The organism is Anaerospora hongkongensis (assembly GCF_004339805.1).
GTDB lineage: Bacteria > Bacillota > Negativicutes > Sporomusales > DSM-15969 > Anaerospora > Anaerospora hongkongensis.
Genome location: NZ_SLUI01000010.1, coordinates 122,981 through 135,287 on the forward strand (window position 1 = coordinate 122,981; position 12,307 = coordinate 135,287).

At 43.6% G+C, this 12,307-nt stretch carries 11 protein-coding genes; 9 read left to right on the forward strand and 2 right to left on the reverse strand.

The features are described from left to right. Positions 1-10: 10 nt before the first annotated feature. Positions 11-754: a helix-turn-helix domain-containing protein gene (locus tag EV210_RS15370; RefSeq protein ID WP_132082232.1), complete on the forward strand. Its 744-nt coding sequence runs from the start codon at positions 11-13 to the stop codon at positions 752-754. Positions 755-818: 64 nt separating this feature from the next. Beyond that, positions 819-2,708, forward strand: coding sequence for a YgiQ family radical SAM protein (locus EV210_RS15375; RefSeq protein ID WP_132082233.1), 1,890 nt, complete (start codon positions 819-821; stop codon positions 2,706-2,708). A 16-nt stretch (positions 2,709-2,724) separates the two neighbouring features. Here EV210_RS15375 and EV210_RS15380 read toward each other — a convergent pair whose 3' ends face one another. Continuing rightward, positions 2,725-3,120, reverse strand: a complete 396-nt coding sequence (locus EV210_RS15380) for a hypothetical protein (RefSeq protein ID WP_132082234.1) — start codon at positions 3,118-3,120, stop codon at positions 2,725-2,727. 215 nt (positions 3,121-3,335) lie between these two features. Between EV210_RS15380 and EV210_RS15385 the strand changes: the two genes are divergently transcribed. The 4 genes from EV210_RS15385 to EV210_RS15400 all read left to right on the forward strand — a co-directional run bounded on the left by EV210_RS15385 (position 3,336) and on the right by EV210_RS15400 (position 8,667). Continuing rightward, positions 3,336-4,367 (forward strand): extracellular solute-binding protein, encoded by a 1,032-nt coding sequence (locus tag EV210_RS15385; RefSeq protein WP_132082235.1) that lies wholly within the window; start codon positions 3,336-3,338, stop codon positions 4,365-4,367. Positions 4,368-4,383: 16 nt separating this feature from the next. Beyond that, on the forward strand, positions 4,384-5,712 hold the full coding sequence (gene rimO, locus EV210_RS15390; RefSeq protein ID WP_132082236.1) for a 30S ribosomal protein S12 methylthiotransferase RimO: 1,329 nt from the start codon (positions 4,384-4,386) through the stop codon (positions 5,710-5,712). A gap of 128 nt (positions 5,713-5,840) precedes the next feature. Next, complete coding sequence (locus EV210_RS15395; protein ID WP_132082237.1) at positions 5,841-7,082, forward strand: competence/damage-inducible protein A; 1,242 nt, start codon at positions 5,841-5,843, stop codon at positions 7,080-7,082. A 7-nt stretch (positions 7,083-7,089) separates the two neighbouring features. After that, entirely contained in the window at positions 7,090-8,667 is a 1,578-nt protein-coding gene (locus EV210_RS15400) for a DEAD/DEAH box helicase (RefSeq protein ID WP_243650579.1), read from the forward strand. 5 nt (positions 8,668-8,672) lie between these two features. Here the strand turns inward: EV210_RS15400 and rpmE are convergent, their stop codons facing one another. Then, a complete protein-coding gene (gene rpmE / locus EV210_RS15405; protein WP_132082239.1) occupies positions 8,673-8,879 on the reverse strand; it encodes a 50S ribosomal protein L31 in 207 nt (68 codons plus the stop codon). Positions 8,880-9,019: 140 nt separating this feature from the next. Between rpmE and recA the strand changes: the two genes are divergently transcribed. The 3 genes from recA (at position 9,020) to rny (ending at position 12,220) form a co-directional block, all read left to right on the forward strand. Continuing rightward, positions 9,020-10,048: a recombinase RecA gene (gene recA / locus EV210_RS15410; RefSeq protein ID WP_132082240.1), complete on the forward strand. Its 1,029-nt coding sequence runs from the start codon at positions 9,020-9,022 to the stop codon at positions 10,046-10,048. Then, positions 10,035-10,490 (forward strand): regulatory protein RecX, encoded by a 456-nt coding sequence (locus tag EV210_RS15415; protein WP_132082241.1) that lies wholly within the window; start codon positions 10,035-10,037, stop codon positions 10,488-10,490. Before recA ends, EV210_RS15415 begins: the two co-directional genes overlap by 14 nt. A 185-nt stretch (positions 10,491-10,675) precedes the next feature. Beyond that, positions 10,676-12,220, forward strand: coding sequence for a ribonuclease Y (rny, locus tag EV210_RS15420; RefSeq protein ID WP_132082242.1), 1,545 nt, complete (start codon positions 10,676-10,678; stop codon positions 12,218-12,220). Positions 12,221-12,307: the final 87 nt, after the last annotated feature.

The window sequence follows — 12,307 nt, forward strand, 5'->3', positions numbered from 1 at the left end:
AGGTAGTTTCGTGGAGACGGTAGGAGAAATACTGCTATCCGAGAGGGAAAAAAGAGGTCTGACGGTAAAAGATGTAGAAGCTGCTACGAGTATTCGCGCATTATACATAAGTGCTATTGAAAACAATAATTTTACCGTAATCCCTGGTGAAGTGTATCTGAAAGGTTTTATACGAAATTATGCTAATTACTTAGGACTAAATGGCCAGGAAATGGTTGATTTGTATAGAAAACAGCAACTTCCGCCTAGTGAAACTTTTGCTGAGCCACCGATGCCAGAGACTGATGCGAGCCCGGCAGCTGCTAATTCCGGCAGCTTTGGTACCAAATGGGTTATACTTGGCGCAGCAGCAGTTATTCTTGCTGCCGGTGCCTGGTGGCTTACGACCGGCAAAGAATCAAATCCGGTTCAGCCAAAGGCTGGAATTCCGGCTCCTGCTCAGCAGCAGGCCCCCATACAGTCGCAAGCACAAGCACCAATACCGTCTCCCCTGCCTGCACAGCAACCTGCTAAAACCAAACCAGTCGCAGTTACCGCAAAGTTTACTGCTGAATGCTGGGCACAAATTACTGTTGACGGTAAAGAAGTGTTTGAGGGAATGGTCGAAGCTGGCGCATTAAAAACATGGGAGGCGGAGCAAACTATTACTGTTAAATTGGGCAATGCTGGTGCCGCCGAATTAGTTCATAATGGACAACCGGTTGGAAAGCTGGGTTCTCTCGGAGAAGTTGTAGTTAAAAAATTCACGCGTTAGATTAACGATACTCCTGGGGCTTGGGTATGTACTCCAAGTCCTATTTACTTACTGGAGAGATGATATGTTAAAACAATTTTTGGTGACAAGTAAACAAGACATGCAGGATCGCGGTTGGGAGCAACTTGATTTCTTATTAATCAGTGGTGATGCCTATGTAGATCATCCCAGTTTCGGACCGGCCATTATCGGGCGTTTGCTAGAGAAGCAAGGTTATAAAGTTGGCATTATTGCTCAGCCCGACTGGCGTTCTACCGCTGACTTTAAGCGGCTTGGTAAGCCGCGTCTGGCTGTCTTGGTTACTGCAGGAAATCTGGACTCTATGCTGAATAAATTCACGGCCGCTAAAAAATATCGCAGTACCGATAATTACTCACCGGGCGGACAGGCTGGGCGGCGACCCGATCGGGCCACGATTGTGTATTGCAATCGGGTGCGGGAGGTCTGGAAGAAAATACCGCTGATTATTGGTGGCATTGAAGCCAGCTTAAGACGGTTTTCGCATTATGACTATTGGTCAGATAGTGTTCGGCGCTCGATCCTGATTGATTCGCGAGCCGACCTATTAATTTACGGCATGGGAGAAAAGCAAATAAAAGAGGTTGCTGAACAGCTTTCCCAGGGAATCGCCGTAGCGCATATTCGTGACGTACGCGGCACTTGTTATCCGGCAGATGATGTAGAGCATTTATGGGATTATATTGAAACTCCTGCTCATGAAGCCGTAAATTTAGACAAGCAGGCCTTTGCAAAAGCTTTCAAAATACAATATGAAGAGCAGGATCCAATTCGGGGAAAAACGGTAATACAGCGCCACGGTGAGACTGTTATTGTACAGAATCCCCCGGCATTGCCGCTATCTACTGAAGAAATGGATGAAATCTACGACTTGCCATATATACGTACTTTTCATCCCAATTACGAAAAAGATGGCGGTGTACCCGCCATTCAGGAAGTGAAATTCAGTTTAGTTAGTCATCGTGGCTGCTTTGGCGGATGCAGTTTTTGTGCAATTGTATCTCATCAGGGCCGTATTATTCAAAGCCGAAGCCAACAGTCCATTATTGACGAAGCAATATTAATTACAAAAATGCCTGACTTTAAAGGCTATATTCATGATGTCGGTGGACCAACAGCCAATTTTCGCATGCCGGCTTGCAGTCACCAGGAAGTTCGGGGAGCTTGTAAGGGACGGCACTGTTTAGCCCCGAGCCCTTGTAAGAATCTCGCTACCGATCATAGCGACTATTTGCAATTACTGCGAACCCTGAGGGCTCTCCCGGGAGTAAAGAAAGTCTTCATCAGATCAGGATTACGATACGATTATCTGCTGGCTGCCAAAGATAATGAGTTTTTGACGGAGCTCTGCGAACATCATGTAAGCGGGCAATTAAAGGTTGCGCCGGAGCATATTGCAGCTAAAGTAACACGTTTGATGGGCAAGTCGGGTAAGGAAACTTATGTAAAATTTATGAATGCCTATAAGCGAACGAATGCTGCTCTCGGTAAGGAACAGTATTTAGTGCCATACTTCATGTCCAGTCATCCGGGTTCAAGTTTAAAAGAGGCTGTCGAATTGGCTGAATTTCTACGCGATATCGGCTACCAGCCCGAGCAAGTCCAGGACTTCATCCCTACTCCAGGAAGCTTATCTACGGTCATGTATCATACCGGGTTGAATCCATTGACCGGTGAGAAAGTCTATGTTGCTAAAGATCCTCATGAAAAAAAACTGCAGCGGGCTTTGATGCAGTTCCGCAATCCGAAGAATTACGAACTTGTTTTTGAAGCATTAAGCAAAGCTCACCGGGGAGATTTGATTGGCTTTGGTCCGAAATGTCTCATTCGACCAAAGCGAAATGTTGCTCAGCCAAGAGCGCTGACACATAAAAAACCAGGCAAGCCATCTGCTGCACAGAAGCAATCAACAAAAAAGCAAGCTAGCCGCCGCTAGCTTGCTTTTTTGTGGTTTATTGAATATCAGGCTTTATGGCAAACAATTTTCTACATGTATCTGACAACAGGTAAATCGCAATGAGACCGTGCGGGACAACGACAAGCACACCCATTCCCAGCATTCCCTGCAGCATGAGAACGATACCTAAAATAACAGACAGAATAGAGAGAGCTAATTCTAAAAATCGCGCCCAGGGTTTTAATTTTATTAGTCCATAGGCTGGCAAGGCATATAACAGCATGGATATCAGATTGCCGAATGTCATTACGAGATTGGATTGTGATACGAGGTTATTATATGCAGCTAACAAGTTGCCGATGGCAACTAAAAATAAATAACCTACAATCACAAACAATGGCCAAGTTAAATCAGGATGGAAGATGGTCATCCATCGCGGACGATCACTCATGTATAGCAGCTCCTTTCTTATGCACTTATTATATTGTACATAATTTATAAAAAATTGGGAATAACTTAAGCTGAGAATTTATCGAAGTTAACCAGTGTTCCGCACCTTTTCCCGCCGGCAATACGAATTAATTATATTGATTAGCAAGTTACAATCAGATATAATATAATTTAGTGCTTGTACAAATATACGTTAGTGTAAGGAGAGAGTGCCTTATGCGTCGGTATCTGCCTATATTATTAATGACTGTTTTTTTATTGGTAATTGTGTTGGTAGGAACCACATACTTAGAAGGATTTGCAGGACGTACAAAAAAAGAGAATGTTAACAGCCTGACGGTTTACACCAGTCTGCCTGTTGAACAAGCTGCACTGTTAGCGCAGCAGTTCGAGAAAAGCTCGGCCATCCAAGTAAATTTAGTCCCTTTAAGCGAGCAAGAGCTTATTAACCGGCTGAAAAATGAAGTAAACAATCCGCGAGCTGATGCAGTTGTGACGGCTAAACCTGTTTTGCAGCAGGTTGGCAAGTTTAATCTGCTGGAGCCATATGCATCAGAACAGACTGACATTGTTGCCTACCGTTTTAAAGATGAACAGGATGTTTGGACCGGGCTTTGGCTTGATCCAATCATTTTTGCTGTCAATCAGGACTACTTAAAAAAAACGGAGCAACTACCTGAAAACTGGACGAATTTATCAAGTGATACCAAAGTGCGCTTAGCTATGACAGATTTTCTTGCGGCAGATGCTGCAGCTAATCTATTATATACTTTTATTAGTATTTATGGCGAAGAGCAAACTCTGCAGTTTTTTAAAAAATTGCATCCTCAGATGATTCAATATGCTAAATTTCTCGCGACTCCGATCCGCATGGCAGGAATGGGTGAATGTGATGTTGCAATAGCAGTTCAAAGTGAAGCCCTGCGTTATATGCAGGAAGGGTTTCCGCTGCAGATTGTTTATCCGGGCGAAGGAACTGCATATGTACTAACAGGAGCTGCTTTGGTAAAAAATGCTTCTCATCAGCTGGAAGCCAAACAATTTATTGACTGGCTTTTACAAGCGGAAGCTTATCAAACCTTGGATAAAAATCGCTTTTATTTCATACCAACCAATCCGGAGTTAAAAAAATATAAAGATTATAAACAAAAAGCTGTAAAGCTTTTTGAAAAGGAATTTGAATTTACTACTGAACAACAGCACAAATTTTTGGATAATTGGGTGCAAACCGTGCGGTTAGGTAAATGATTTGGGGGAGAGTATTATGTTAAAAGCCGGGTTTGTCAGCCTTGGCTGTGCCAAAAACCTTGTCGATACAGAAATTATGTTAGGTATGCTGGTTGAAAGAAAGATTGAATTGACCGATGATCCGGCCAATGCCGATATACTCATTGTTAATACCTGTAGTTTTATTGAATCCGCTAAGGACGAATCAATTGCTACCATTTTACAACTTGCCGAATATAAAACTACTGGAAAATGCCGCGGTTTAATCGTTGCCGGCTGTCTCAGTCAACGCTATCAGCAAGAATTGCTGGATGAGCTGCCGGAAGTAGATGCCATTATCGGTACCGGTGCCTGGCATCGCATCACGGAAGCGGTTGACTCTGTTTTAGCCGGCGAACGAATTATGCTAGTCGGACAAGCCGATACACTATATGATGAAACTATGCCTCGCATAAAAACCACCCCCCGCTATAGTGCATATGTAAAAGTAGCGGAAGGCTGCAGTAACTGCTGTTCATACTGTATTATCCCCAGGGTAAGAGGAAGCTTTCGCAGCAGAAAAATGGAATCAATTGTTTCCGAGGTACGCCAGTTAGTCGCTGAAGGTGTTAAGGAAATTAATTTAATTGCTCAGGATACAACCAGTTATGGGCGTGATTTGTTCGGTGCGCCTCAACTTACAGCTCTGTTGAAAGAACTCGTAAAGATAGAAGGCGATCATTGGTTCCGTTTATTGTATTGCTATCCAAAATATTTTTCTGATGAACTCATTGATTTAATCGCTCAGGAACCGAAAATCTGTAATTATATCGATTTGCCGTTACAGCATATTCATGATGATATTTTGGCAAACATGAACAGACCCGATTCTAAAGCGGAAATCTGTACATTGCTTGCGAAAATCCGCAGCAGGATTCCCGGCGTCGCAATCCGGACAACCTTTATTGTTGGTTTCCCAGGCGAAACACAGGAGCACTATGATACCTTGCGTCAATTTATTTCTGAACAACAGTTTGAGCATATCGGTATTTTTACCTATTCCCAGGAAGAGGATACCGTTGCTGGGGTAATGGAAAACCAAATTGATCCAGAAATTAAAGAAGAACGTTATCATGACTTAATGGCTCTCCAATGCCAGATTTCTGAAGACATTAACCGTGCCATGGAAGGTCAGGAAGTTGAGGTGCTGGTAGAAGGAGTAAATCTTGAACAGAGCGATATTGTCTTTGGACGCTCCTATCGGGAAGCACCTGACGTTGATGGTCAAATCTTCATTGAAAATGCAGCAGAGATAAAAATCGGAACAATTGTAAAAGTAAAGATTATGCAAGGTTTTACCTATGATTTAGTAGCAGAAAAACTATAATACATTTTTAAAAACAAAATAGTAGGATTTCCTACTATTTTGTTTTTTGCGTTGGCATCGTGGCTGATTGCAAAGGAAAAAGGATTTTTTTTAACCTACTCGAATGCTAATAATAAGGAGGCACGACAATGATTGTAGAAATTGTCAGCACAGGTACGGAATTATTATTAGGCCAAATTATCAATACAAATTCCGCGTGGCTTTCCGAGCAATTAAATGCCTTGGGATTTAACGTCATGTATCATTCCACAGTTGGCGATAATCGGGAACGGATGGCCCAGGTTTTTACTGCTGCCTTACAAAGAGCGGATATCGTGGTCACTTCCGGCGGACTAGGGCCGACTCTAGGGGATATAACCAAAGAGGTATCGGCAAAATTACTGAACCGGGATCTTTGCCTGCACCAACAAAGCGCTGCCAGTATACAAACGTATTTTAGCAGCCGCGGCCTTGATATGCCTGAAAGCAATTTGCGACAGGCCCTTGCTCCTAGGGATGCTATTATATTGGCGAATAACTGCGGCACAGCTCCTGGCGTTATCATCGAGGAGGCAGGCAAGAGTATTATTCATTTACCTGGCCCGCCTAATGAATTGAAGGCCATGTTCAGTCAAGAGGTAGTTCCCTATTTAAATCGCCGGTATTTGGCGCAGGGGGTTATTGCGTCCAGAGTTTTGCGGGTGTATGGGATCGGTGAATCCAGTTTGGAAGTTGTACTGAAGGATTTAATTGAAGCCCAAAGCAATCCCACAATTGCTCTGCTAGTAAAGGACTGCGAAATTCATATTCGCCTTACTGCCAGAGGAGAGAATGCCAGTGAAGCACAAATGGCAATTCAACAGATTGAACCGATCATACTGGAACGGTTAGGGGATTTGGTGTTTGGCGGGGATTCTGATTCACTTGAAATGGTAATTGGCCGGTTGCTAAGAGAGAAAGGCTTGACTGTGTCTCTAGCTGAATCCTGTACGGGTGGTTTGGTTAGCAGCCGCTTGACTGACATAGCAGGGAGCTCTGATTACGTAATTGGAGGAATAGTTTGCTACAGCAATGCGATAAAAAGCGATTTTGTCGGTGTGCCGGATACCCTATTAGAAGCTCACGGTGCGGTGAGCGAGCCTACCGCTGTCAGTATGGCTGCAAATATCCGGAATAAATTTGGTGCCTCAATTGGCATCGGTATAACGGGTATAGCCGGTCCGGGCGGGGCAGTTCCCGGTAAACCTGTGGGCCTGGTTTATATTGCTATAGATGGGCCGAAAGGCAGTCGCTGCTTCCAATTTCAGTTTTCAGGGGAACGCAAAGAAATAAAACAACGCACATCACAGGCAGCTTTATTTGAACTGCGAAGATATGCGCTTGAAATATAAGGAGGAAATGTTGTTGAAAGAATCAGGTCTTTTTGGCTCTATTGAATTAAGTAAAAAAACTATGGCAGCAATCGCTGCCATGGGTTTTGAGGAACCGTCTCCGGTCCAAAGTCAAACGATTCCGTTGGTTATGGAAGGGCATGATGTTATTGGCCAGGCTCAAACCGGTACTGGCAAGACTGCTGCCTTTGGCATACCTATTGTAGAAAGGGCAACCGATCAACGGTTTGTACAAGCGTTAGTTCTTACCCCAACACGGGAACTTGCTATTCAAGTATCGGAAGAACTGGCTAAAATAGGTAAGTTTAAAAAAATGAAAGTGCTTCCCATATATGGTGGACAGGCAATTGATCGGCAAATACGAGCATTACAATTTGGCGTTCAAGTCGTTGTCGGCACTCCAGGACGTCTTCTCGATCATATTAACAGAGGCACCATTAAACTAAATTCTGTTAAAATGCTGATTTTAGATGAAGCAGATGAAATGCTGGATATGGGATTTGTTGAAGATATTGAAAATATTCTGAGGCACATTCCCAGTGAAAACCGGCAGACATTATTGTTTTCTGCCACTATGCCGACACCAATTAGAAGGCTGGCAGAGCGTTATATGCGGCAGCCGGTTACAGTAACGATCAGCAAGGAACAGCTTACCGTTCCATTGATTGATCAGTATTATTACGAAACGCGGGACAAATTGGAGGGCTTGTGCCGTGTGCTTGACGTAGAAGATGCGGAGCGTATTATTATCTTTTGCCGTACCAAAAAAGGGGTCGATGACCTAGTTGCTTCTCTTCAGGCACGGGGTTACCTGGCAGACGGATTGCACGGCGATTTAAGTCAGGCACAGCGCGACCGCGTAATGCGTAAGTTCCGCGATGCAAAGCTTGAAATTCTGATTGCAACAGACGTAGCTGCCAGAGGTATTGATATTGAGCATATTACGCATGTAATTAACTATGATATACCACAGGACCCTGAATCTTATGTCCACAGAATTGGCCGCACGGGGAGAGCGGGCAAAAAAGGTGTTGCCATCACCTTTATCGAGCCCCGTGAGTACCGCCAGCTGCGGTTAATCGAACAACTGGTGAAAGCGCGTATCATGAGACGACAACTGCCGTCTTCCGCAGATGTACTCGAGCGGCAGCGCGATCTTATTAAAAGTCAGCTGATGCTAACGGCCGAACAAGAAAATTTTGCTGATTATCATTCCATTGTTGCTGATTTAGCTGTGAATTATGATCCAATGGATCTTGCAGCGGCAGCTTTAAAGCTATGGCAGGAAGGTTTTAAGGACAAAGAAGAAAAAGCGCCTGCATTCAGCAATACAGGCGGCAAGCCGGGAATGGTCCGACTTTTCTTTAATATTGGCAAAGCACAAAAGATACGTCCCGAGGATATGGTGCGAGCGATTGCCGAAGAAGCAGATATATCGGGCAATATGATTGGTGTCATTAATATTTATGAAAAGTTTACTTTTGTCGATATCGCGGAAGATGTTGCTGAGCGGGTTTTATCAGTAATGCATAAAAACTCAATAAAGGGCTATCGAGTAAATGTTGAGCCTGCCCGTGGCCGTTAAATTCATCACAGCTTATCCAAGCCGTATTTCTTAGTGAATCTCTCCAGACGTCCTGTGGTGTCGACAATTTTTTGCACGCCGGTAAAAAAGGGATGGCATTTTGAACAAACATCAACTTTTACAATCTTTTTGGTTGACCCGGTTTCGAATGAGTTACCGCATGCACATGTAACGGTTGTTTGATAGTAGGGTGGATGAATCTTTTCTTTCATCCGATACACCTCCGCCTTTCATTGATTCATTACATTTTTATTCCGATAATGTACAGGCGATTCCTTATAAATTAAAATAAATTGACACTGCGAACAAACGTTTGTACAATTGTCTTAGTAATAACTTGGGGAGGACAAGAATGGACAAGCAAAAGGCTCTGGAAAACGCACTTCGCCAAATTGAGAAAGATCATGGTAAGGGCTCCATTATGAAACTCGGCGAAGCTGCGGCTAAAATGAATATAGAGATAATTCCTTCAGGTGCACTGGCTTTAGATATAGCCTTAGGAGTTGGCGGCGTACCGCGCGGCCGGGTTATTGAAATTTACGGACCTGAGTCTTCAGGTAAAACAACAGTTGCTCTCCATGTAATAGCTGAAGCGCAAAAATTGGGCGGAATTGCTGCTTTTATCGATGCCGAACACGCACTCGACCCTGTTTATGCCAAGAAGCTGGGCGTCGATATTGATAACTTGCTCATTTCTCAGCCCGATAATGGCGAACAGGCTCTAGAAATTGCTGAAGCACTGGTTCGCAGCGGAGCGATTGACATTATCGTTATCGACTCTGTTGCTGCACTTGTTCCCCGGGCAGAAATAGAAGGAGAAATGGGCGATTCTCATGTGGGGCTTCATGCCCGTCTAATGTCCCAGGCATTAAGAAAACTCACCGGTATCATTAGCAAATCCAGAACGACCACGATCTTTATTAATCAAATACGCGAGAAAGTCGGCATTATGTTCGGCAACCCGGAAACCACCACTGGCGGACGGGCGTTGAAATTTTATGCCAGCATTCGTCTGGAAGTTCGTAAGGGTGAGGCAATTAAAGCCGGTAATGATGTCATAGGGAATCGCACTAAAATAAAAGTAGTTAAAAATAAAGTTGCACCGCCCTTTAAGCAGGCCGAATTTGATATTATGTACGGTGTCGGTATCTCCCGTGAAGGAAGTCTTATTGATATTGGTGCTAATATGGAGATTATCGCTAAAAGCGGTACCTGGTATTCTTATGCGGGTACCCGTTTAGGGCAGGGCAAGGAGAATGCTAAAGAATATCTGAAAGACAATCCGCAGACGGCAAATGAAATCGAAAGCAAAATTCGTCAATCCCTGTCGACTGGTGATATGAGCGTGACAGTCTCTGCTGAAGAAGATGATACCGAATAGTTCTACAGCTCTGCAGGATGCTGTAAAAATGCTTGCAGGCCGGTCGCTCAGTGAAAAAGAATTACGCGAAAAATTAAAGCGTAAAGGATGGAATGAGCAAGAGGTAGCTGCTGCTTTACATAAGCTTCGGCTGCGCGGCTATGTAAACGATGAAGCTTTATGCAGGCAACTATTTGCCTCATACGCCGGCAGCAAAAGACACGGCGTAAAGTATATCCTTGCTAAATTGAAAAGCCGTGGATTGGATCTAAGCCTCATTCAAGACGATATTGCAGATTATAATTATCAGGACGAGTATAGTCGGGCACTCGCTTTGGCACAACGAAAATTTGCCGGACAGACTGAGTTGGTTAAACATAAGATGGCCCGCTTTTTGCTTGCAAGAGGATTTGCCGATTCAACTGTAGTCAAGGTTATTAATGAGATTACCAGACAGGATTAAGCAATTCCAATTCTGGTTAACTTGACACTACTTTGAAAAACATTTACAATTAAAGTAGTCAGTCGTGTAACCATATATTGCTTGTTTACTTTTAAGAGCCTGAAGCATAAGGGAGCAATTTCATGATGCTTTTAAAAGCCGAGTTTTATACTCGGCTTTTCCCTAATATTATGTAGTTAAAGGAGGTGGAAAATATCGTAGAGATTATTATTACTGCTGTCATCGTCGGTATTCTGAGTACTGCAGTCGGCTATTATATTCGCAAAAATATTGCTGAGGCAAAAATTGCCGCAGCTGAAGATGCAGCAAAGAAAATCTTAGAAGATGCCGGGCGTTCTGCCGAATCGAAGAAAAAAGAGGCTTTAGTTGAAGCCAAGGAAGAAATGCATAAACTGCGCACCGAACTTGACAGAGAAAGTAAGGAGCGCCGCAATGAACTTCAGCGCCTGGAGCGACGTTTGGTACAAAAAGAAGAGAATCTTGACCGGAAAATCGACTCTCTAGAAAAGAAAGAGGAGATTCTCAGCCGCAAAGAGGCTGATGTAGATAAAAGTCAAGAAAAAATCAATGAATTGTATACCAAGCAATTAGCTGAACTGGAGAGGCTCTCCGGTTTAACTTCTGAAGACGCCCGTAATTTACTCCTGGCAAATGTTCAGGAAGAAATTAAACATGAAACAGCGATCATGATTAAGGATCTGGAACAGCAGGCGAAGGAAGAAGCCGATAAGAAAGCGAGAGAAATCATTTCGTTAGCAATTCAGCGTTGTGCTGCAGACCATGTAGCCGAAACTACTGTATCTGTCGTAGCTCTGCCGAATGACGAAATGAAGGGCCGCATCATTGGCCGCGAGGGTCGCAATATTCGTACATTAGAGACACTTACGGGAATTGATCTCATCATAGATGATACCCCTGAAGCTGTTATTCTCTCAGGCTTCGATCCCGTTCGCCGTGAAGTGGCGCGTATCGCTTTAGAGAAATTGATTACTGATGGACGCATTCACCCAGCTCGTATTGAAGAAATGGTTGAAAAAGCCCAAAAAGAAGTTGAGCAAAAGATTAAAGAAGCTGGCGAACAGGCTACTTTCGAAACTGGTGTCCATGGATTGCACCCTGAAGTTATTAAATTACTTGGCCGCCTTAAATACCGTACCAGTTACGGCCAAAATGTGTTGAAGCATTCCATTGAGGTTGCTCACCTGGCTGGTGTTATGGCTGCTGAATTAGGTGTTGACCATATGCTGGCTAAGCGTGCGGGCTTACTGCACGATCTTGGTAAAGCAGTAGACCATGAAGTAGAGGGACCACATGTAACGATCGGTGCCGATTTAGCGAAGAAATATCGTGAATCTGCCGAGGTTATCAACGCTATTGCAGCCCATCACGGTGACGAAGAGCCTAAAACTATACAAGCTGTGCTTGTTGCTGCTGCTGATGCTGTTTCCGCTGCTCGCCCTGGTGCCCGCAGAGAAACACTGGAAAGCTATTTAAAACGGTTAACACGATTGGAAGAAATTGCAGAATCCTTTGATGGTGTAGAAAAATCGTTTGCTATTCAGGCTGGACGAGAAATCAGAATTATGGTAAAACCAGATAAAATTGACGATTTAGCTTCTATTCGTTTAGTACGTGATATTGTTAAACAGATTGAAAGTGAACTGGAATACCCGGGTCAAATAAAGGTAACGGTAATTCGTGAGACACGTGCCGTTGATTATGCAAAATAAAAACAAAGGACCTTGTTATTTACAAGGTCCTTTGTTTTTTCCAATAATTAAAAGCAGGAATTGCTATTACATTAGAGAATATGTATC

What these genes read in the sequence shown, in the direction of transcription:
- EV210_RS15415 (WP_132082241.1), top strand. Translation starts at nt 10,035, where the DNA reads ATGATACCGAATAGTTCTACAGCTCTGCAGGATGCTGTAAAAATGCTT.
- EV210_RS15400 (WP_243650579.1), top strand. Translation starts at nt 7,090, where the DNA reads ATGTTGTTGAAAGAATCAGGTCTTTTTGGCTCTATTGAATTAAGTAAA.
- EV210_RS15395 (WP_132082237.1), top strand. Translation starts at nt 5,841, where the DNA reads ATGATTGTAGAAATTGTCAGCACAGGTACGGAATTATTATTAGGCCAA.
- recA (WP_132082240.1), top strand. Translation starts at nt 9,020, where the DNA reads ATGGACAAGCAAAAGGCTCTGGAAAACGCACTTCGCCAAATTGAGAAA.
- EV210_RS15380 (WP_132082234.1), bottom strand. Translation starts at nt 3,120, where the DNA reads ATGAGTGATCGTCCGCGATGGATGACCATCTTCCATCCTGATTTAACT.
- EV210_RS15375 (WP_132082233.1), top strand. Translation starts at nt 819, where the DNA reads ATGTTAAAACAATTTTTGGTGACAAGTAAACAAGACATGCAGGATCGC.
- rimO (WP_132082236.1), top strand. Translation starts at nt 4,384, where the DNA reads ATGTTAAAAGCCGGGTTTGTCAGCCTTGGCTGTGCCAAAAACCTTGTC.
- EV210_RS15385 (WP_132082235.1), top strand. Translation starts at nt 3,336, where the DNA reads ATGCGTCGGTATCTGCCTATATTATTAATGACTGTTTTTTTATTGGTA.
- rpmE (WP_132082239.1), bottom strand. Translation starts at nt 8,879, where the DNA reads ATGAAAGAAAAGATTCATCCACCCTACTATCAAACAACCGTTACATGT.